Here is a 21941-nt window from a genome sequence, read left to right as displayed (position 1 = left end):
GCGCGCCGTAAACCATGCCGTTCGCGACGGCTCGCAGCTTCACGCGTCCGAAAGCTCTTTCTGCGCATGTGCGCCGAAAGGGGATGCGTCCATGCTCGGTTTCCTGTTCGGCCTCAATGCCCGTCTCGGGCGCCTGCATTTCTTCCTGGCGACGATTGCGCTTGCTGTCGTGATGACCGGGATCTGCTTTGCCATCGCGATGGCGGTTCTGCGCGGCGCCTCGTCCAGCATGATCCGGCCGGAAGAACTCATCAAGAACTGGGCGATGATCGCTGCGATGGTGTTCTTCGGACTTGCGACCTTCACGCTGCAATCGATGCGCATCCGCGACATCGGCTGGGATCCGGTCTGCGTGGTGCCGGCCTGGATCGCTCTGATGATCGTCGATCACGTCGTCGCAGGCCGGTTTCCGGCCTGGGCCATCGGGCAGGAGCATCAGGGCACTGTCGTCGGCGGGATGGTCAATCTCGTGCTGATGCTTGCGCTCACGTTCTGGCCGAGCGCCGGCAGCGAAGGCTCCCCCAGCATTCCCTTCCAGCCGCACACGCGCGACGCCAAGCCGTCGCTGTCGAACCAGCGCCTGGCGCGCGTGTCGCAGGGCGGGCCGCGACCGACGTGGAGCTGACTGTTCGGAGCTGGCTGCCTGGGCTAGACGAACGGCGGCTTGATGTTGCTGCGCTTCTCCAGCCACTCCGGCACCGGCAGGTTCTTGGCGCGCATGAAGTCTGCATTGAACAGCTTTGACTGATAGCGGCTGCCGGAATCGCAGAGCACGGTAACGATGGTCTTGCCGGGCCCGAGCTGCTTTGCGAGCCGCATCGCACCCGCGATGTTGATACCGGTCGAACCGCCGAGGCACAGACCCTCGTGCTGGAGCAGCTCGTAGATCACGCTGACGGCTTCAGCGTCCGGAATGAGATAGGCGTCATCGACCTTCGCGCTCTCGACGATCGCGGTCGCCCGGTTGAGGCCGATGCCCTCGGTGATCGAGCCGCCGGGCGTCGCCTTGGCTTCGCCGCTCCTGAAATACTCGAACATCCCCGCACCATGCGGATCGGCACAGGCGATCCGGATGGTCTTGTTCTTCTCCTTCAGATAGCGGCTGATGCCGGCGAGCGTACCGCCGCTGCCGACCGAGCAGACGAAGCCGTCGACCTTGCCGCCGGTCTGCTGCCAGATCTCCGGTCCCGTGGACTCGTAATGCGCCTTGGCATTGTCGAGGTTATTCCACTGGTCGGCAAACAGCACGCCGTTGGGCTCGGTCTTGCGCAGCTCGTCGGCGAGCCTGCGGCCGACATGCTGGTAGTTGTTGGGATTGGCAAAGGGCAGGGCCGGGACTTCGATCAGCTCGGCTCCGCACAGCTTCAGAAAGTCCTTCTTCTCCTGGCTCTGCGTCTCCGGAATCACGATTAGCGTGCGATAGCCGCGCGCGCTGGCCACGACCGCAAGCCCAATGCCGGTATTGCCGGCGGTCGCTTCCACCACGAGACCGCCGGGCTTGAGCTCGCCGCGCTTTTCGGCCTCAAGGATCATCCACTTGCCGGCACGGTCCTTCACAGACTGGCCGGGATTCATGAACTCGGCCTTCCCCAGAATGCTGCAGCCGGTCGCCTCCGAGGCGCGCTTGAGCTTGATCAGCGGGGTGTTGCCGATGGCTTCGACTACGTCGTTTCGAATGGTCATGTCAGGCACTTACCGGTCGGTTTCGCAATTGCTGGGTGACCCTAAAGGAGGGGGGCCAGGCATACAAGCCGACCCGCCAAACTCTTGTTGCTGCTTTGCGAAGAGGACCTGATGGACGTCGCTATGTCCAGAAGACTCCGGCTGCGCAACAGGACAGATAGTGCGCCCGAGGCCGCCGGAACAGGCCGTCGAAGCCGAACGGCGCGAGGCTCAGCCAAGCCGCGCGTCATTTTCTTGCCGAATGGCGGGCGCCTGACGAAATCCTGCTCGAAGGTGGCCCTGCGGATGACAAGATGCCGTCAGATCTGATTGAACTTGTGAGCGGACACGATGATCCCGACATACGAGCCAAAGACGAGAATATAGAAAAGGACCGTTGACCAGAACAGAGTTCGGAGCGCGCTGAGTTGGCCACCGTTGTTGTACCAACGATTGAGCAACGCAAATGATTTGTGCCCGTTTTGGCTGGGAGGCGCGGGAAAGAAAGACTCAATTTCATGAGCTCTCTGCAACATCGTTCCCGCACCGTTGCGAAATACAAATACAAAGGCCAATGACCAAACTGAAAAAACAAGTCCGATCACGCTGAGAAAATAGATCTGCAGGACCCTGTAATCCGTGCTTCCGAGCAAAATTGCGTCAAATCGGATTGGGTGAATGTTCGGCTTGATCGTATCGGCGGCTTTTGCGATTTCGCTCAGGGGTTTGGCCATCTCGCTAAAGAGACTGCCGACGTAATTGAGAACTGCGCCGGTGAACAAGAAGAACAATGGAAGCAGGACGGCCATCGTATTCAGGCCCGAGGAAAAGGCGTTGGATATTGCGGCATATTCGGCTAATGCGAACTTCTCCCATTCGGCAGGCTGGACGGTTTCGGACGTATTCGGCATTTCATGTCTCCGGACAGTGTTCATGAAGTTTCGACGCGCGCTCAAATTCGCGAACATGTTATTCAGTGTCCAGGACCGGGAAAAGTAGCCGGGCAGATAATCGGGCGAAAGCAGCACATCTATTATTTGCTGCTGCGCTGCATCACCTTCGCCACGGGATCGTGCCCCCCAGCGCCTGCGCAACATCAAGCCCCGCGCGCACGCCGTCCTCATGGAATCCGTATCGCGTCCATGCGCCGCAAAACCAGGTGCGCCGTTGGCCCTGGATTTCCCCAAGGCGCCGCTGCGCCGCGAAGGCGGCCACGTCATATCGCGGATGCTGGGTCATGTACTGGCCGAAGGTCAGTTCGGGTTTCGGCCGGATTGGCGGATTGAGGCTGACGAAGATCGGCCGGTCGCTATCGATCCCCTGGAGAGGATTCATCCAATAGGTCACGGCAAGATCGTTGGTGGCAGGGCCGTCGCGCTGCCAATCGAGATAATTCCAGCATGCCCAGGCCTGTTTGCGCCTCGGCATCAGCATGGGGTCGCGATGCAGATAGATCGCGTTGGAGGAATAGCCGATCGCGCCGAGAATCTCCTGCTCGGATTGATCGGCATCGGACAGCAGCCCGAGGGCTTGATCGCTGTGACACGCGATGACGACCTCGTCGAAAATCTCGCGCAGCCCCCGATCATCCGTAACCGCAACGCCGTTCTCCGTTCGCTCGACCGACCTGGCCGGCGCGCCAAGTCGCAGCCTGTCCTGAAACGGCGCCGTCAGCTTCTCGACATAGTGGAGGCTGCCGCCGCGCACCGTGCGCCAGACCGGGCGCTCGTGCTGCAGTAGTCCATGATCGCGGAAGAACGCGACGAAGTGTTCGGCCGGGAAGGCCGCGATCCGTGCGGCGGGCGTCGACCAGATCGCGGCTCCCATGGGAGCAAGGTAGTCGGATAGCAGACGGGATGAAAATCGTTCGCTGGCGAGATAGTCGCCGAGCGAGAGGTCGCGAAGCCGCCCCGCAGCGAGATCATCGATACATTGTCCGTTGAAGCGGACGACGTCCCGCAACATGCGCAGGAAGGACAGCGAGAACAGGTTCTTCGGCTGAACGAACAAGCCCGCGAGCATCTGCGGCCAGGTGCTGCCGCCACCTCGCCATTCGAGATTGCCGGTGGAGACGGCAAAGGTCATGGAGGCCGGCTCAGTCTGGACATCGAGCAGGCGAAGCAGTGTCGTGAACTCGGGATAATTCACCTCGTTGTAGATGATGAACCCGATGTCGACCGAGACCGAGACGCCTTCATAGTCGACTGTGACCGTATGGCTGTGCCCTCCGGGCCTGCGCTCTCGCTCGTAAACTGTTACGTCGTGATGAGCGCTCAGGGCCCACGCGGCAGAATTGCCGGCAATCCCGGCTCCGATGATCGCAATCCGCATCCCGGGCCCTTCGAACTCGGAACCTTCCTAGCAGCGACGGCGTCGCGTGCAAATCGCTTCCGGACCGGGGTGGAGCCCGTTTACAGGTCGGCGCGCCCGCCCTCGATGGCTTCGACGCCGGTGTTGCTGCAATATCACATGAAATCTTGGTAAGCTTGAACGCGCTCGGCGCGCCCTGGAGAACATGAGAAAGCACTGCAACACAAGACGATTTCGTATTTTCTTCGTGTTGATATCAGTGAGTTCGGGCAACCATCTCGCAGCTGCGGGACTGTCCCGCTGTTCCGCGCCCGGCTAGTATGAAGCCTAGGGTTCCGCAGAAAGCATCACCTGTGAACGAGTTACCAAAAGCCCCCCGACTGTCTGCCTGCGAATCGGTTAAGCCGGCTGCGCGGTGGCGGCTTGATCTGCCCGGCAGGGGGTGGATGTGACACAGCATGTTCCGGCGATCGCCATACGGCGGTCTTTGGGGTCTGCATCCCGGGCGCGCCGTGCGGCGCGCTGGGTTGCAGTGCTGTGCCTTGCTGCCGGTTCGGGCGCGTGCGTGCTGACGCAGGATCTTCCGGATCCCGCGCTCGATGTTCCCACACAGTACAAATACGCCGGCAAGGGCGATGCGCCGCCGTCACTGGATTGGTGGCGCGGCTTCCGCTCGTCGGAGCTGACGCAGCTGATGGAGGAGGCACAGACCGTCAACCTCGACATCGCCGCTGCGGTCTCGCGCATCGTCGAGGCTGACGCCCAGGCGCGGCAGGCGGGCGCGGCGCTGTTGCCGAGCCTGTCCGGCACCGGGCAGGAGACCTATTCGCGCACCTCCGGTTCCTCCGCCTCGGGGCTGACCAATGGCGGCCGTGAGGTCGTCAACTACCAGGCCTCGCTGAGTGCGAGCTACCAGCTCGATTTCTGGGGCCAGAACCGCGATGCGCTGCAGACCGCGGAGGAGACCGCGAATGCGAACCGCTTCGATCGCGACACCGTCGCGCTGACGACGCTGGCGAGCGTCGCCAACGCCTATTTCCAGGTATTGGCCTCGCAGGACCGCATCAGGACCTCACAGCGCAACATCGCGAGCGCACAGCGCATCCTCGATGCGGTCAGGGAGCGCCGCAAGGCCGGTACCGGCACCGATCTCGACGTCGCCCAGCAGGAGAGCGTGCTGGCGAATCAGAAGGCCCTGGTGCCGCCGCTGCGCCAGACGCTCGACCAGAATGCCAACGCGCTCGCGGTGCTGGTGTCACGGCCGCCGGAGAGCGTGCGCCTGCTCGGCGGCTCGCTGAACCGGGTCGCGATCCCGCGCGTGACGCCGGGCTTGCCATCCGAACTGCTGACGCAGCGGCCGGACATCCGCCGGCAGGAGGCGCAGCTCGCCTCGGCCACCGCCAATATCGGCAATGCCCGCGCGCAGTTCTTTCCGACCATCCAGCTCACCGGCAATGGCGGCTATCAGAGCTCGGCGCTGGTGTCGCTGTTCCAGCCGCATGCGGCGTTCTTCCAGCTTGTCGGCAGCGCGACGCAGCCGATCTTCGACGGCGGCAAGATCCTCGGCAATTTCGAATATGCCAAGGCGCGGCAGGACGAGCTGCTGCAGACCTACCGCAAGACCATCATTCAGTCCTTTGCCGACGTCGACAATGCGCTGTTCTCGATCAAGCAAACCACGATCAAGCTGCAATTGCAGCGCGACGTCCTCACCGCCTCGCGGCGCGCCTTCGATCTCTCCGAGCAGCAATTGCGCGCCGGCACTGCCGACATCGTGACCGTGCTCAACACCCAACTGACCCTGTTCCAGGCGGAAGACGCGCTGTCGCAGGCCCAACTCGCACGGCTTCTGGCCATCGTTAGCCTGTATCAGGCGCTCGGCGGCGGCTGGGAGCCGCGCATGGAGAAACCGGTCAATGCTCTTTAAGCCGGATAAGAAGCAGGGCGTGAAAGAAGGGACGGCGAAGAAGTCGCGCGGCCGCGGTTTCATCATGACCCTGATCACGCTCGCGATCCTCGGCGGGCTCGGCTATTTCGGCTGGACCATCTGGCATCAGCAGCCGCAGCAGGCGAACGGACGCAACCAGCGGCCCGATCTGCCGGTGCCGGTACTGGCGGCGACGCCCCGCATCCAGGACGTGCCGGTCTATCTCGACGGCGTCGGCGCGATCCGCGCGCTCAACACCGTGACCGTGCGCTCGCAGGTCGACGGCAAGCTGATCGCGGTGAACTTCACCGAGGGTCAGGACGTCAAGAAGGGCGACGTGGTCGGCGAGATCGATCCTGCGCTCTATCAGGCAACGTATGATCAGGCGGTCGCGAAGAAGGCGCAGGACCAGGCCCAGCTCGCCAACCAGCGCATCGATTTGGCGCGCTACGAGCAGCTCGCGGCGTCCAATGCCGGCTCCAAGCAGCAGGCCGACACCCAGCGCGCGCTGGTGGCGCAGACCGAGGCGCTGGTCAAGGCCGACCAGGCCGCGATCGACAATGCGGCGGCGACGCTGAGCTACGCCAAGATCGTGGCGCCGCTGTCGGGGCGCACCGGCCTGCGTCAGGTCGACCAGGGCAACATCATCCACGCCTCCGACACCACCGGCCTCGTCGTCATCACGCAATTGCAGCCGATCGCAGTGTGGTTCAGCCTGCCGCAGCAGCAGATCATGCGTGTCAACGCAGCCGCGGCGAAGGGCTCGCTCGCGGTCGACGTGTTCGGCAATGACGGCGTCACCGTGATCGATACCGGCAAGCTCACCGGCATCGACAACCAGGTCGACCAGACCACCGGCACGCTCAAGCTCAAGGCGGAATTCCCCAACGCCAATTACCAGCTCTGGCCCGGCCAGTTCGTCAACGTCCGCCTCAAGGTCGAGACCTTGATGCAGGCACTGGTGGTGCCGACATCGGCCGTGCAACGCGGCCCGATCGGGACCTTCAGCTACGTCATCGGCGAAGACAATGTCGTCTCGGCCAAGCCCGTGACGGTGACGCAGCAGAACGAGCATGACGCCGTAATCGCTGGCGGCCTGTCGGCGAACGACAGGGTCGTGACCACGGGCTTTGCCAATCTGTCCGACGGCTCCAAGGTCATCGTCGGCCGCGACGACCAGACTCCGTCGGCCGATCTCGCGCCGCGCAAGCGCACCCGCGCGCCGGATGGCCAGAAGAAGGACGGACAAGGCAAGGACGCCGATTTCCGCGCCAAGCGGAAGAGCAGCGAGGGCGACCAGAAGGGCCAGACCGGACCGGCACCGGCGCAGGGGACTGAATCATCGGGAAGTGGAGCCAAGCAGCCATGATCCCGACAACAGCCGCCTGAAGCGGCAGGCGCATCCCATGGGTGTTTCCGAACCCTTCATCCGCCGCCCGATCGCGACCTCGCTGCTCGGCATCGCGCTTCTGATCGGCGGCGCGCTCGGCTATTTCTCGCTGCCGGTCTCGGCCTTGCCGCAGGTCGACTTCCCGACCGTGCAGGTATCGACGCAGCTGCCGGGGGCGAGCCCCGACGTGATCGCCTCGCTGATCACCGCGCCGCTGGAGCGGCAGCTCGGCCAGATCCCGTCGCTGACGGCGATGAACTCGACGAGCTCTTTCGGCGTCAGCCAGATCTCGCTCCAGTTCGATCTCAACCGCGACATCGACGGCGCCACCCAGGATGTCCAGGCTGCGATCAATGCGGCGGCCGGTGTGCTGCCCAAGACGCTGCCTTATCCGCCGACCTACGCCAAGGTGAACCCGGCGGATGCGCCAGTCATGACGCTGGCGCTGCGTTCGGACACGATCTCGCTGCGGGCGATGAGCGACATCGCCGACACGCTTTTGGCGCAACGTTTGAGCCAGATCTCCGGGGTCGGGCGCGTCTCCGTGCTGGGCGGGCTGAAGCCGGCCGTGCGCATCCAGGCCGACCTCGCGCGCCTGGCCGCCTACGGCATCGCCATGGAGGATTTGCGCGCCGCGATCTCCAACGCCAACGTCTCCGGGCCAAAGGGCTCGCTCGACGGCGCGCAGCAATCCTACATCATCGCCGCCAACGACCAGATCGCCGCCGCCGACGCCTATAAGCCCATCATCATCGCCTACCGCAACGGCTCGCCTGTTACGATCGCCGACGTCGCGCAGATCGTCGACGGCCTTGAGAACGACCGCACCGGCGGCTGGTACCAGGGCTCGCCGGCCGTCATCATCGACATCCAGCGCCAACCCGGCGCCAACGTCATCGACGTCGTCAGCCAGATCCGCGCCGAGATCCCGAAGGTCCAGCGCGCGATCCCGGCCGGCGTGAACCTCACCATCGTGTCCGATCGCACCGTCACCATCCGCGCCTCGGTGCGCGACGTGCAGTTCACGCTGATCCTCAGCGTCGTGCTGGTGACGTTGGTGGTGCTGCTGTTCCTGCGCTCGCTCAGGGCCACGCTGATCGCCGGCGTGGCGCTGCCGCTGTCGCTGATCACCAGCTTCGGCATCATGTATTTTGCCGGCTTCAGCCTCGACAATCTGTCGCTGATGGCGCTGACAATCGGTACCGGCTTCGTCGTCGACGACGCCATCGTGATGATCGAGAACATCGTCCGCCACATGGAGAACGGTGACGGCCCGATGGAAGCTTCGCTGAAGGGCGCCAGCGAAATCGGCTTCACCGTGATCTCGCTGACGGTGTCGCTGATCGCCGTCTTCATCCCGCTGCTGTTCATGTCGGGCCTGGTCGGGCGCATGTTCCGCGAATTCGCGCTGACGCTGACGATCGCGGTCGTGACCTCGGCCGTGGTCTCGCTGACGCTGACGCCGATGATGTGCTCGCGGCTGCTCAAGCACGCGCATGAGGAGCTGGCGGTGCCGGGGCTGGCCGCGGTCAGCCGCTTCATCGACCGTACCGTCGAGGCCTACCACCGAACGCTGCTCGTGGTCCTGCAGCACCAGCGCCTCACGTTGGCCGTGACCTTCGCCACGCTGATTGCAACCCTGGTGCTCTATGTCGTCGCGCCAAAGGGCTTCTTGCCGCTTCAGGACACGGCCTCGATCACGGCCGTGACGGAGGCGGGGGCGGATGTGTCGTTCGCGGAGATGCAGAAGCGGCAGGCCGAGGCCGCCGACGCCATCAAGGCCGATCCTGACGTGACCGGCGTCGTCTCGGTGATCGGTGCGGGCTCGGTCAACCCGACCACCAATGTCGGCCGTCTCGTCATGACGCTCAAGCCGCGCGGCGAGCGGCGCGACGATGTCAGCGTGGTCGTGACCCGTCTGAAGGAGAGGGTGGCGGGCATCCCCGGCATGACCGTCTATTTCCAGCCGGTGCAGGATGTGCAGATCTCGACCCAGTCGAGCCGCTCGCAATATCAGTACACGCTGACCGGCACCGACGCGGCTCTGGTGTCGGAATGGGCGCGCAAGCTGGTTGCGGAGATGCGCCGCGATCCGCTGTTCCGCGACGTCTCCTCGGAGGCGCAGGAAGGCGGCCTGCGGGCGCAGCTCGATGTAGACCGCACTCGCGCGGGCCAGCTCGGCGTGAGCCTGCAGGGCATTACCGACACGTTGAACGACGCCTTCGCTCAGCGCCAGATCTCGACCATCTATGGCCAAGCCAACCAGTACCGCGTGGTGCTGGAGGCGCTGCCGATGTACCAGCGAGATCCGTCGGTCCTGTCAAAGCTCTATCTGCCAGGCGCCGCCAGCGCCACCGTCGGCGCGCCCAACGCCCAGGTCCCGCTCTCGGCCGTGGCGACGCTGAAGCGCACCACGGCGCCGCTGGCGATCTCGCATCAGGCGCAATTCCCGGCGATCTCGCTGAGCTTCAACCTCGCGCCGGGCGCGGCGCTCGGCGATGCCGTCGAAGCCGTGAAGACGATCGAGACCCGGATCGAAATGCCCAACAGCATCGTGGGCGTTTATGCCGGCGACGCCGCCGAATTCGCCAAGGCGCTCGCGGGACAGCCATGGCTGCTGCTCGCCGCGGTGATCACGATCTACATCGTGCTCGGTGTGCTGTATGAGAGCTACATCCACCCGATCACGATCCTCTCGACGCTGCCCTCGGCCGGCGTCGGGGCGATCCTGGCGCTGATGCTGTGCGGGCAGGACCTCTCGGTGATCGGCCTGATCGGCATCATTCTGTTGATGGGCATCGTCAAGAAGAACGCGATCATGATGATCGACTTCGCGCTCGAGGCCGAGCGCGGGCAGGGCATGTCACCGCAGGAGGCGATCGTGCAGGCGTGCCTGTTGCGCTTTCGCCCGATCATGATGACGACGCTGGCAGCGCTGTTCGGCGCGCTGCCGCTGGCGATCGAGAGCGGCACCGGCGCTGAGCTGCGCTTTCCGCTCGGCATCTCCATCATCGGCGGCTTGTTGCTGAGCCAGCTTTTGACGCTCTACACCACGCCCGTGATCTACCTCGCGCTCGACCGCATCAACCGCCGCCTCGAGCAGGCGCTGCCCCCGGCCGAATCCGGCGGCCCGCCGGTCGCCGGCGCCACCGAGGGGATGCAGTGATGGCATCGATCTCGGAGCCCTTCATCCGCCGCCCGGTCGCGACCACGCTGCTGTCGATCGGGTTGTTCCTGCTGGGTGGCGTCGCCTACGAGTTCCTCCCCGTCGCCTCGGTCCCGAACGTCGACTTCCCCGCCATCTTCGTCTCCGCGAGCCGGCCGGGCGCAGATCCGTCCGTGATGGCCGCGACCGTGGCCTCGCCGCTGGAGCGGCGGCTCGGCGAGATCTCGGGCATCAATCAGATCACCTCGACGAGCTCGCTCGGCGTCTCCAACATCCAGCTTCAGTTCGACATCGGCCGCAACATTGACAAGGCCGCGCGCGACGTGCAGGCGGCGATCAACGCCTCGCTGGTCGATCTGCCGAGCGACCTGCCGACGCTGCCGCGCTTCCGCAAGGCCAATTCGGCCGGCGCACCCGTCTTCGTCCTGGCGCTGACCTCGAAGACACTGTCCGCAAGCGCCATTTACGACGTCGCCGATACTGTCCTGGCCCAGCGCATTTCACAGGTGCCTGGTGTTGGCGACGTGACGGTGAGCGGCGCCGATCAGCCGGCAGTACGGATTCAGCTCAACCCCGTGGCGCTGTCGAACGCCGGTATCGCCACCGACGACGTCCGGACCGCGATCATCAACGCCAACCCGCTCGGCCCGGTCGGCATCTTCAATGGCGAGCGCCAGAGCGAGACGCTGTCGCTGAACAAGCAGATGCGTACGGCGAAAGAGTTCCGCGACGTCGTCATCAAGAGCTCGAACGGTAATTTCGTGCGGCTGTCCGACGTCGCCGATATCGAGGACTCCGTCCGCAATGCCCGCTCGATCGCCTGGTTCAACAAGCAGCCGGCGGTGCTGATCCAGATCACCAAGCAGGGCGATGCCAACGTCATCGACACCGTCGACAGGGTCAAGGCGCTGATCCCGGACCTGAAGCAATGGATCCCGGCCGGGGTTGATATCTCCACCCTGGTCGATCGCACCAGCACCATCCGCGCCAGCGTCCTGGACATGCAATGGACGCTGCTTGCGACGGCGATCCTCGTGATGGTCGTCGTGTTTGTGTTCCTGCGCCGGCTCACCCCGACGATTGCTGCCGGCATCTCGGTGCCGCTGGCGCTGGCCGGCACCTGTGCCGGCATGTGGGTCGCGGGCTTCTCGATCGACAATCTCTCGCTGATGGCGCTGGCGATCTCGGTCGGCTTCGTGGTCGACGACGCCATCGTCATGATCGAGAACATGTACCGCAATCTCGAGCACGGCATGCGGCCGATGCAGGCGGCGCTGGAAGGCGCCCGGCAGATCGGCTTCACCGTGGTCTCGATCAGCCTGTCGCTGATCGCGGCCTTCACGCCGCTCATCTTCATGGACGGCATCGTCGGCCGGCTGCTGCGGGAGTTTTCGCTAACGCTCACTTTCGCGATCGTGGTCTCGACGCTGGTGTCGCTTACGGTGACGCCGATGATCTGCGCCCATTACATCCGGCAGACCACCTCAGGCACGGCGACACTGTTCGATCGCGTCATTGAAGGCTCGCTGTCGCGTATCGTCACCTTCTACGCCCGCACCTTGCGGACGGTTCTGGAATTCCCGCTGCTGACGCTGCTGGTGTTCTTCGCTACCATCGGCCTGACGGTGACGCTCTACATCAAGGTCCCCAAGGGCTATTTCCCGACCGACGATTCCGGCTTCGTCATCGGTGCGACACGCGCTTCGGCCGATATCTCGTTCCAGTCGATGCTGGCTCTCCAGCAGCGGCTCGCCGACATCGTGATGCAGGATCCGGCCGTGGCCGGGATCGGCTCGACCGTCGGCAGCGGCGGAGGGGGGCCCGGAGCTGCGACCTCGAACCGCGGCACCATGTTCATCAGCCTGAAGCCGCCGGAGGAACGCGACCACGTCTCGACACAGGTCGTGATCGACCGTCTCAGGCGCGCGCTGTTCCCGGTGCCCGGCATCCGCCTGTTCATGTTTGCCGCCCAGGACGTGCGTGCCGGCGGACGGCAGAGCGATTCCGACTACCAGTACACGCTCTCCTCGACCGATCTCGGTCTGTTGCAGCAATGGGCGCCGATCGTGGCCAAGCGCATGGAGAGCGTCGAGGGCATCACCGACATTTCCAGCGACCGCGATCCCGGCGGACTTCAGCTGACCTTGTCCATCGACCGCCAGAAGGCCTCGGCGCTCGGCGTCCGCGTTCAGGACATCGACAATGCGCTGAACAACGCATTCTCGCAGCGGCAGATCGCGATCATCTACACCCAGCGCAACCAGTACATGACCGTGCTGGAGATCGACCCGAAATTCCAGGTCGATCCCTCCAATCTCGAACGCATCTATGTCGCCGGCGCAGGCGACGCGCAGGTACCGCTGTCGGCCGTGGTGCGCGCGACGCGCGGCCTTGCCGCGCTCGCGGTCTATCATTCGCAGTCATTCCCTTCGACCACGGTGTCGTTCAACCTGCTGCCGGACGTGCCGCTCCAGACTGCCACGCAAAACGTCCAGCGCGCGGTCGAGGAGCTGCACATGCCCGAAGGTATCCGCGGCAGCTTTGACGGCAATGCCGGTGATTTCGCCAAAACCAGCGGCCGCCAGCCGCTGCTGATTCTTGGTGCGCTGGTGGCGATGTATATCGTGCTCGGCGTGCTCTATGAGAGCCTCGCCCATCCGCTCACGATCATCTCGACGCTGCCCTCGGCCGGCCTCGGCGCGCTGCTTGCCTTGCAGGTGACCAACACGCCGCTGACGGTGATCGCCTTCGTCGGCATCATCCTGCTGATCGGCATCGTCAAGAAGAACGGCATCATGATGGTGGACTTCGCACTCGACGCCGAGCGCCAGCGCGGCCTGTCCTCGGCGGAGGCGATCTTCGAGGCCTGCCAGGCGCGTTTCCGCCCCATCCTGATGACGACGATGGCCGCGCTGTTCGCGGGCATTCCGCTGGTGGTCGCGACCGGTCCCGGCACGGAGCTGCGCCGTCCGCTCGGCATCACCATCATTGGCGGCCTGTTCGTCTCGCAGATCCTGACGCTCTACACCACGCCGGTGATTTACCTCTTGATCGACCGCCTGCGGCGCCGATCCGAGCCGCGCCCGCTGCCCGCGCCGGCGGAATAGGTTGTTGAAGTGCCGCGCGGAGCGTATAGCGGCGATCATGTCAAACCCGCCCGAGACCACGGCCGCCGCGCCGGAGCCGATCCCCGAATGCCCGCACTGCCAGAAGCCGATGCCGCTCTGCATCTGCGACAGCGTCACGCCGATTGAAAATCGCCTCTCGCTGCTGATCCTCCAGCATCCGCAGGAGCAGGACAAAGGGCTCGGCACCGCGCGGCTGACGGCGCAGCATTTCGCCAAGGCCACGGTGCGGGTCGGCCTGTCCTGGCCGAGCCTGTCCAAGGCGCTGGGGCAGCATATCGAGAATGCCGCACGCTGGGCCGTGCTCTATCTCGGCTCGGCACGCGCGGCCGATCTCGAGGCCGAGGGCGAAATCCTGGCGCTGACCCGCAAGGGTGAGATCGCGGACAACCAGCGCTCCATCCTCGGCAAGCTCGAAGGTGTGGTGCTGCTCGACGGCACCTGGAGCCAGGCCAAGGCGCTGTGGTGGCGCAATCCCTGGATGCTGAAATGCCAGCGCGTCATCCTCAACCCGGCCCAGCCCTCGCGCTACGGGCGCCTGCGCAAGGAGCCGCGCAAGGACGGGCTCTCGACCATCGAGGCCGCCGCGATAACCCTGGCTGGCCTGGAGAAGCGCCCCGATATCGCCGAGACGCTGAATGCCAGTTTTGAACGGATGTTAACACGCTATCGCGAGGTCCAGGCCGAGATGCCGGAACTGGCTCCGAAGCCGCCGGTGAAGGACCGCCGGCGCGGTGTCCGGCGGGGCAAGCGAGCCTGACTTCAGCTCACATCGCCCGTACGGTTGATTGCCCCGCGAGGAGTGGGCAGATAGAGACGCTCGGCCAACACTTGGCCATCTGCTATCTGTACCATCCTCGCAAATCCGGGAAGCCAAGGGGGCAGGCGTATTCAGCTCGCGACGAAGGAAATCCTGACACAGGCAACGCGGTTCGATCGGTGGGGCACGCTCGCGCTGATGGACATTTCGCTGCGCTACCGGCGTACCGTGATCGGCCCGCTCTGGATCACGCTGACGCTGGCCGCGACAATCGCCAGCGTCGGCACGGTCTATGCGACCCTGTTCAAGCAGGACATTGCCGCCTTTCTGCCGCTGTTCGCCGTCGGCCTGATCGTCTGGACCCTGATCGCCACCACGCTCCAGGAGGGCTCCAGCATCTTCGTGACCTCCGCTCACCTGATCAAGGCCGTGCCGGCGCCGCTGGTCGTGCATGTCCTCCAGATGATCGCGCGCAACGTCCTCATCTTCGCGCATCATCTGGTGATCGTGGTCCTGCTCTACGTCGTGATGCCGTGGCCGCTGCACTGGACCATGCTGCTCGTGGTGCCCGGTTTTGCCATCCTGCTCGTCGTTCTCCTCGGCGGCTCGGTCGCGCTCGGCATGCTCTGCGCGCGCTTTCGCGACATCGGGTCGGCGATCGTCAGCGGCCTGCAATTCGTCTTCTTCCTGACGCCGATCATCTGGACCGAGGACACCGTGCGCGGCACTGCGTTCCAGTGGCTGATCCGCGCCAATCCGTTCGCCACCTTGCTCGATCTCGTGCGCCGGCCGCTGCTGTCGCAGCCGACCGATCCGGAGCAATGGTTGCTCGGGATGATCTACGCAGCCATCGTGGCCGTGATCGCCCTCTACAGCTACGCGCGCTATCGCCACCGCGTGGCGTATTGGCTGTGAGGCAGGTATGAGCCTTGCTGCCCACATCCTGCTTCGCAACGTGTCGGTGACGTTTCCGGTGCTGTCGTTCCGCGACCGCTCGCTGCGCAGCCGGTTCGTCAGCGCGGTGACGCTGCGTCGCAAGGCGGCGGTTCCGCACATCGTCACTGCGCTCAACGACGTCAACCTCGACATCCGGGGCGGCGACCGCCTCGCCATCATCGGCGCCAACGGCGCCGGCAAGACCACACTGCTGCGGGTTCTCGCCGGCATCTACCATCCGACCGCGGGGAGCGTGGATGTCGAGGGCCGCTGCCTGTCGCTATTCGACCTCTCCGCCGGCTTCGACGAGGAAGCCACCGGCTACGAGAACATCATACGGCGCGGGCTGGTGATCGGCGCGCGGCGCGCCGAGATCGACGCACGGCGTGCGGAGATCGCCGAGTTCACCGAGCTCGGCGACCGGCTCGACCTGCCGCTGCGGACCTATTCCAGCGGCATGATGCTGCGCCTGATCTTCGCGGTCGCAACCGCGGTCGAGGGCGAGATCGTGCTGCTCGACGAATGGATCGGCGTCGGCGACCAGCAGTTCCGCAAGAAGGCGCGGCAGCGGCTCGACGAGATCGTCACCCGCGCCGGCATTCTGGTGCTGGCCTCGCACGACGTCGATCTGATCAAGAGCACTTGCAACCGCGCGATCCTGCTGGAGGAGGGGCGGATCACCGGGGCCGGCACGACCGACGAGATTCTCGGCCGGTATCTCGGGGGTGCGAAGGCGTAGCCACTCGCTCGGGGTTGCCTAAACCCTTGATCCCCTATATTGCTCCGCCCTCGTTGGGGCCACGTGGCGGAGTGGTTACGCGCCGGTCTGCAAAACCGTTTACTCGGGTTCGAGTCCCGACGTGGCCTCCATCACAACACTCTGATCTTTCAGCCTAATTTTGATTTCAGCGCGGGTTCCAGCGGGACCGCTTGCCGCCGGCTGCCAAGGTGAGGCGGGACGCTGCCACCGGGTTTGCCCGGGGCTTGGCGGAAACCAGCGATTCAGGCCCGATGGCATAGACTTCGCATCTGCGAAGTGATGCGTCACGAACCCCTGGAGCTGGAGAGCACGTGAGCGACGTCGTCCAATTCGTCCCGAAATCCGAGCTGGAGCGGGCTCGTCTCATTCGTGAGGCGCGCGCGATCTATGACAGCATCTTTCCGCCGGCTGCACCCGATCGGGCGCCGCAGGATGGCGAGGAGCGCGTCAAGACCTGATCGGGGCCGCGCCGGTCCGGCGCATGGCCAGTAGCAAAACGCCCGCGAGAGCGGGCGCATCGGGTTACGTTGAAAGAGGCCTCAGCAGGCCGCGTACCAGCCGTCGGGAAACGGCAGCAAGGGCCAGGCGCCCTCATTGTCGTTGGCGGCTTTGGGCGTTGCGGCGTACGACCACGAGCGGGGCACGAATTCCTCCTCCGACGCGAACGCCAGATCGTCTTGGACCATGGCGTCCTGGACGGCATCCAGCAGCAAGTTGAATTCGGCTTCGCTCATCACACCCTCGCACAACGCGGATGGTGCAATGTCGCAAAGCCGGTTTGTTACCCGATTGAACCGATCGTTCGGATTTTAACGATCCGGCGATCGGGTTCCGTATGGTTAGCGATTTCTAAAAGTCCCCGTGGAACCCTAGTCGCCCCTGGCCGGCCGCCAGTGTGAAAGAGATCACATTCTCAGCGGTTTATTTCTCCTACCCCTTCGCACACCGGCCAATGCAGGCCGGCGGCAGGCAGGGCAGAACGGGAGAGCGGTCATGAAGGCGAGGTTCTTGCGGTTTGCGGGTGTGAAAAGCCGGGCGCGTCGCGCCTCGACGGTCGGGCTGTTCCTGACGCTGTTTGCCTCGGCCGCCCATGCGCAGCAGGGAACGCCCGAGCAACGCCGGGCCTGCACCCCCGACGTCTACCGGCTCTGCGCCGGCGAGATCCCAAATGTCCGCGCCATCACGGCCTGCTTGCGCCGTAACCGGTCAAGCTTGAGCGAGGCTTGCCGCACCGTGTTCGATCAGGCCGGCGGCTGACATACCGGCCCTGTGAATTTGTGCGCAGCAAGTGGCTCGTGCGGGCTCGCGAATCCGACATAGTCACCCTGTGGATATGCTGCGGACAGGCTGTGGAGGGCAGTGATGTGCTGTGGATTCTGTCCGCAGATACACCTGTCCAGCGCCGCATCTCCGTCAGAAAACGTCATATTCCTGTCAAATAGCCTCACCGGATGAGTCCGGATTGCGCACATTACTGTGCTCTCCTGGATGATTTGGTTCTCCCGAATTCGGAATCCCATACCGGCGGCGCTTGGTGCCTGCGAACAGTTTTTGTGCAGCTGCTTGCCCAAATCGCGGGCCCCCTCCGTCCAATTTTTTGTACGCCCGCGGACAAGCTTTCCCTCGCACACTCCACCTAGGCTCGCTCCCGAGATCTGGAACATGGCCATTGCCATGACAATTCGAAGGAGCTGGAGATGGAGACACGGGTATTGCCCCAAGTACGGCGGAACGCGCCGTGGGGGATCGCACGCGCATCATTGCCATGGCGCAAGCTCGCGCTCGGCGGCACCATCGTTCTCGGTCTCGTTGCCGCCGCACCGCTGAGCGCGCAGGCCGCAGCACCGGCCGCCTGCGCCGCGCTCCAGGAAAAATATCCGGACTGGAAGGGCAAGACGCTCGTCAACGCCATCAACCCGCACACGCCGGGCTATGAGACCATCGATCCCAAGGATCCCAGCAAATATATCGGCTTCGACATCGATCTCGGCGAAGCCATCGGCGAATGCCTCGGCTTCAAGCTGACCTACAAGCCCGTGACGTTCGCGGCGCTCCTCACCACGCTGGCCGCGGGCCAGGCCGACATCGTGATCTCCGACATCTACGCCACCAAGGAGCGCGCCAAGGCTGCCGACTTCATCACCTACTCGAAGGTGTTCGACGGCGTGCTGGTCGCCAAGGGCAATCCGAAGGGCATCAACGGCATCAACATGTCGATGTGTGGTGCTGCTGCCGCCGAAAACACCGGTTATGTCGAGGTGCCCCTGATCCAGGCCCTGGTGCCGGAATGCAAGAAGGCGGGCAAGCCCGAGCCGACCGTGCAGCTCTACGACAACAACGCCAACTGCATCCAGGCGATCCTCGCCGGCCGCGCCGACACCTATGTCAACGACGTCAACACCGTCGATAGCGCGGTGAAAGCCTATCCGGACAAGCTGGAGAAGGCGATCGCGGTGACGATCCCGTATTCGGTCGGCATCGCCGTTCCCAAGGACAAGCCGAAATTCCGCGATGCCGTGCTCGCCGCGCTGATCGAGGTGCAGAAGGCCGGCACGCATATGGAGCTTCTGAAGAAGCACGGGCTCGACGTGAACAACTTCAAGGAGCCGGACATCCTGACGGCCGATTAGGGTTTACCTCTCCCCGTCGGGGAGAGGTCGGCGCGAAGCGCCGGGTGAGGGGGGCGGCAAGCTCGCTGCAGCGTAACCTCTCACCCGGATCGCATCTGACGATGCGATCCGAGCTCTCCCTACGGGAGAGGTGGCCCATCTCCAGTTCGCCCGCCTTCGGCAAAAAACCTGATCACGCTCTGATGACGGCAGACTGATGTCGCTGTTCCTCCACTACCTGAGCATGCCGTATCTGCTCGAGGGCATCGAGCTCACCCTCGAGGTGACTGCCCTCGGGCTCGGCGGCGGATTGATCCTCGGATTGATCCTTGCTGGCATGCAGCTCTCGCGCTTCTGGCTGCTGGCGGCAATCGCCAGGGCCTATACCGTGATCTTCCGCGGCACGCCGCTGATCCTTCAGATGGTGTTCGCCTACGATGCGTTGCCGCATATCGGCATCAAGCTGCCGGCGGTGCTGGCGGCCGGTCTCGCGCTCGCCTGCAACGAGGCGCCGTTCATCGCCGAGATGCTGCGCGCCGGCGTGCTTGGCGTCGATCGCGGGCAGGTGACGGCCGGCCAGGCGCTCGGCATGACGCCCCGGATCCTGATGTGGCGGGTGATCGCGCCGCAGGCGATCCGCACCATGATCCCGGCCTTCGGCAACGAGGCTGTGAGCGCGCTGAAGAACTCATCGCTCGCTTCCGTCGTCGCGGTTCAGGAGCTGACACTGCGTTCGACGCAACTGGCGTCGTCGACCTTCGATTTCTTCTCGATCTTCTTCGCCTCGGGTCTGCTTTATCTCGTGCTGACCTTCGCCATCAGCGTCATCCAGCTATTCGTCGAATGGCTGCTCGATCTCGACCGCGCCAAGGGGCGGGAGCGCAAGCTTGCTGACTATCTGCCCTGGCGCCGCGTCGATCTCGGCACCAAGCTGGAGCTTGCGGAGGCGATTGTCGCCGATCCCGAGCCCGCACAGGCAGAGCTCACCGACACGCCGCCGCTGGCCTTGACGCGCGAGGAACGCACCCGACGCGCCGTGACCATCGCGCGCAACAACATCGCGGTCGAGACCAAGGATCTCTCCAAGAGCTACGGCGCGCAGAAGGTGCTCGGCGGCCTCGATCTCACCGTGCGCGTCGGCGAGGTGGTGGCGCTGCTCGGACCCAGCGGCTCCGGCAAGAGCACGCTGCTTCGCTGCATCAACCATCTCGAAAGCTGGGATGGAGGCACCGTGCGCGTCGGCGGCCGCCGTCTCGGTTTCGACGAGAACGGCAAGCCGTTGTCGCCACGCGACCTCGCCAACGAACGGGCGACCGTCGGCGTCGGCATGGTGTTCCAGCAATTCAACCTGTTCGCCCATCTCTCGGCCAAGGAAAACATCGCCGGTCCCTTGCGCTGGGTCCACGGCATGACCCGCATCGATGCCGACCGCCGTGCGGCCGAACTCCTGGAGCGCGTCGGCCTGACGCATCGCGCCGACGCGCTGCCGCGGCATCTCTCCGGCGGCCAGCAGCAGCGTGTCGCCATCGCCCGCGCGCTGGCGCCGAACCCGAGCGTGCTGCTGCTGGACGAGCCGACCTCGGCGCTCGATCCCGAACTCGTCAACGAGGTGCTGGAGGTGATCCGTCGCCTTGCCATCGACGACGGCCTCACCATGATCATCTCGACGCACCAGATCCGCTTCGCCGACGAGGTCGCCGACCGCGTCGCTTTCCTGAGCGGCGGCACGATCATCGAGGAAGGGCCGGCGCACGAGGTGCTCACCAATCCCCGCAATCCGCTGACGGCACGTTTCCTCAGCGTGATGGAAGCCGACAAGACTCCGGAGGCGGTGCGATGAGGGCCGTATCCACAACGTTCAGACCGCGTTCCCTGATGAGGCCAAGTTAGAAGAGACCACGTCATGAAGCATTTTACGCTGCCGGTTTCGCCGAAATCCGTCCACTGGGGCTATTTCTCCAAGGTGGTCGCGCCGGCCCTGACACTGCGCTCCGGCGATCGCGCCACCATCGAGACGCTGACCCATCACGCCAACGATGACTACGAGCGGATGATCGCCGGCGATCCCGGCGCCGAAAGCGTGTTCCAGTGGACCCGTGAGCACAAAGCCGTCGCGCGCCGCGGCTCGGGCCCAACGGAAGGCCCGTTCATCCGCGGCGCAGGCGAGGGGATCGGCGTGCATCTGCTCACCGGTCCGGTGGCGATCGAAGGCGCCGAGCCCGGTGACATCCTCGAAGTGCGCATTCTCGATATCAGGCCGCGGCCGAGCTGCAGCGCCTGTCACGCCGGCCGCTGCTTCGGCTCCAACGTCGCGGCCAATTGGGGCTTTCACTATCACGACCTGATCGAGGAGCCGAAGCCGCGCGAGGTCGTCACCATCTTCGAGCTCGACACCTCGGGCGAGCCTTATGCGAAAGCGGTCTACAACTACGTCTGGACACCGCAGACCGACCCCGATGGCATCGTGCACGCAATGATCGACTATCCTGGCGTGCGCGTGGACCACGCGACGATCAAGAAGCGCGAGAACATCCTGGCGAGCGTGAAGGTGCCTGCGCGTCTGCATTTCGGCACCATGGGCCTCGCGCCGTCGGAAGCCGACTTCGTCAGCTCGATCCCGCCGAGCTATACCGGCGGCAACATCGACGACTGGCGCATCGGCAAGGGCGCGCGGATGTTCTATCCGGTCGCGGTCCCCGGCGGCTTTTTCTCCGTCGGCGATCCCCATGCCGCCCAGGGCGACAGCGAGCTCGGTGGCACCGCGATCGAGACCTCGCTGACCGGCGACTTCGAATTCATCCTGCACAAGAAGGCCGACCTCGCCGGCACCAATCTCGAAGGTCTCGACCATCCCATGCTCGAGACCGATCAGGCCTGGTCGTTCTACGGCTTCACCTATCCGAACTATCTCGCCGCCCTCGGCGCCGACGCGCAAACCGAGATTGCCAATCATAGCAGTCTCGACCGGGCGATGCGCGATGCGTTCAGAAAACTCCGCCGGTTCCTGATGACCGTGCATGGCCTCAGCGAGGACGAGGCGATCTCGCTGCTGTCGGTCGGCGCCGATTTCGGCGTCACCCAGGTCGTCGACGCCAATTGGGGCGTCCACGGCACGATCCGCAAGAACATCTTTCGATGCGACTGATGGGGTGTAGCCCGGATGGAGCGAAGCGTAATCCGGGGCAGCGTCAATGGCGGCCCGAATCCCGGATTACGCTGCGCTCCATCCGGGCTTCTGTAACGGGCCTCAGTTAGTCAATCCCTTTTTGCGTCATCCTCTCGCCAGGAACCTGCTT

General features: G+C 64.5%; 16 protein-coding genes, 1 tRNA gene and 1 pseudogene. 14 read left to right on the top strand and 4 right to left on the bottom strand.

Annotated features, from left to right (window positions below; genetic code table 11):
- Positions 1-91 precede the first annotated feature (91 nt).
- The gene (locus AC1RR3_RS31185; RefSeq protein ID WP_492827890.1) at positions 92-625 is read left to right on the top strand and encodes a DUF805 domain-containing protein; all 534 of its coding nucleotides are present in this window, start codon (positions 92-94) and stop codon (positions 623-625) included.
- A 23-nt stretch (positions 626-648) separates the two neighbouring features.
- Here AC1RR3_RS31185 and AC1RR3_RS31180 read toward each other — a convergent pair whose 3' ends face one another.
- The 3 genes from AC1RR3_RS31180 to AC1RR3_RS31170 form a co-directional block, all read right to left on the bottom strand.
- On the bottom strand, positions 649-1683 hold the full coding sequence (locus AC1RR3_RS31180; protein WP_492827888.1) for a cysteine synthase A: 1035 nt from the start codon (positions 1681-1683) through the stop codon (positions 649-651).
- Between the two features lie 299 nt (positions 1684-1982).
- Positions 1983-2573 carry a hypothetical protein gene (locus AC1RR3_RS31175; protein ID WP_492827886.1) on the bottom strand — a complete coding sequence of 197 codons (591 nt, stop codon included), beginning with the start codon at positions 2571-2573 and terminating at the stop codon, positions 1983-1985.
- Positions 2574-2715: 142 nt separating this feature from the next.
- Entirely contained in the window at positions 2716-3993 is a 1278-nt protein-coding gene (locus tag AC1RR3_RS31170) for an NAD(P)/FAD-dependent oxidoreductase (protein ID WP_492827884.1), read from the bottom strand.
- Positions 3994-4414: 421 nt separating this feature from the next.
- On the opposite strand from AC1RR3_RS31170, the gene AC1RR3_RS31165 reads away from it, so the two are divergent.
- The 9 genes and pseudogenes from AC1RR3_RS31165 to AC1RR3_RS31125 all read left to right on the top strand — a co-directional run bounded on the left by AC1RR3_RS31165 (position 4415) and on the right by AC1RR3_RS31125 (position 16494).
- Positions 4415-5899, top strand: a complete 1485-nt coding sequence (locus tag AC1RR3_RS31165; protein ID WP_492827883.1) for an efflux transporter outer membrane subunit — start codon at positions 4415-4417, stop codon at positions 5897-5899.
- Positions 5889-7268: an efflux RND transporter periplasmic adaptor subunit gene (locus tag AC1RR3_RS31160; protein WP_492827881.1), complete on the top strand. Its 1380-nt coding sequence runs from the start codon at positions 5889-5891 to the stop codon at positions 7266-7268. Before AC1RR3_RS31165 ends, AC1RR3_RS31160 begins: the two co-directional genes overlap by 11 nt.
- Positions 7269-7305: 37 nt before the next feature.
- On the top strand, positions 7306-10455 hold the full coding sequence (locus AC1RR3_RS31155; protein ID WP_492827879.1) for an efflux RND transporter permease subunit: 3150 nt from the start codon (positions 7306-7308) through the stop codon (positions 10453-10455).
- Positions 10455-13562, top strand: coding sequence for an efflux RND transporter permease subunit (locus tag AC1RR3_RS31150; RefSeq protein ID WP_492827877.1), 3108 nt, complete (start codon positions 10455-10457; stop codon positions 13560-13562). The genes AC1RR3_RS31155 and AC1RR3_RS31150 overlap by 1 nt, the downstream gene beginning before the upstream one ends.
- Before the next feature lie 37 nt (positions 13563-13599).
- Positions 13600-14340, top strand: coding sequence for a tRNA-uridine aminocarboxypropyltransferase (locus AC1RR3_RS31145; protein ID WP_492827875.1), 741 nt, complete (start codon positions 13600-13602; stop codon positions 14338-14340).
- Between the two features lie 198 nt (positions 14341-14538).
- The gene (locus AC1RR3_RS31140; RefSeq protein WP_492827873.1) at positions 14539-15255 is read left to right on the top strand and encodes an ABC transporter permease; all 717 of its coding nucleotides are present in this window, start codon (positions 14539-14541) and stop codon (positions 15253-15255) included.
- A gap of 163 nt (positions 15256-15418) precedes the next feature.
- A pseudogene (locus AC1RR3_RS31135) lies at positions 15419-16015 on the top strand (ABC transporter ATP-binding protein); the annotation flags it as partial.
- Positions 16016-16072: 57 nt separating this feature from the next.
- Positions 16073-16146, top strand: a tRNA-Cys gene (locus tag AC1RR3_RS31130).
- 201 nt (positions 16147-16347) lie between these two features.
- The gene (locus AC1RR3_RS31125; RefSeq protein WP_492827871.1) at positions 16348-16494 is read left to right on the top strand and encodes a hypothetical protein; all 147 of its coding nucleotides are present in this window, start codon (positions 16348-16350) and stop codon (positions 16492-16494) included.
- Between the two features lie 81 nt (positions 16495-16575).
- On the opposite strand, the gene AC1RR3_RS31120 is transcribed toward AC1RR3_RS31125, so the two are convergent.
- On the bottom strand, positions 16576-16770 hold the full coding sequence (locus AC1RR3_RS31120; RefSeq protein WP_492827869.1) for a hypothetical protein: 195 nt from the start codon (positions 16768-16770) through the stop codon (positions 16576-16578).
- Between the two features lie 259 nt (positions 16771-17029).
- Between AC1RR3_RS31120 and AC1RR3_RS31115 the strand changes: the two genes are divergently transcribed.
- The 4 genes from AC1RR3_RS31115 to AC1RR3_RS31100 all read left to right on the top strand — a co-directional run bounded on the left by AC1RR3_RS31115 (position 17030) and on the right by AC1RR3_RS31100 (position 21790).
- Complete coding sequence (locus tag AC1RR3_RS31115; RefSeq protein ID WP_426608876.1) at positions 17030-17293, top strand: hypothetical protein; 264 nt, start codon at positions 17030-17032, stop codon at positions 17291-17293.
- A gap of 440 nt (positions 17294-17733) precedes the next feature.
- On the top strand, positions 17734-18666 hold the full coding sequence (locus AC1RR3_RS31110) for an ABC transporter substrate-binding protein (RefSeq protein WP_492827867.1): 933 nt from the start codon (positions 17734-17736) through the stop codon (positions 18664-18666).
- Positions 18667-18862: 196 nt separating this feature from the next.
- Positions 18863-20485, top strand: a complete 1623-nt coding sequence (locus tag AC1RR3_RS31105) for an amino acid ABC transporter permease/ATP-binding protein (RefSeq protein ID WP_492827865.1) — start codon at positions 18863-18865, stop codon at positions 20483-20485.
- A gap of 63 nt (positions 20486-20548) precedes the next feature.
- Positions 20549-21790: an acetamidase/formamidase family protein gene (locus AC1RR3_RS31100; RefSeq protein WP_492827863.1), complete on the top strand. Its 1242-nt coding sequence runs from the start codon at positions 20549-20551 to the stop codon at positions 21788-21790.
- Positions 21791-21941 lie beyond the last annotated feature (151 nt).

It is taken from the genome of Bradyrhizobium sp. GW821-FHT13H05, from assembly GCF_058804065.1.
The sequence above is the reverse complement of the archived record's forward strand: the minus strand, read 5'-3'. Positions and strand labels throughout refer to the sequence as shown.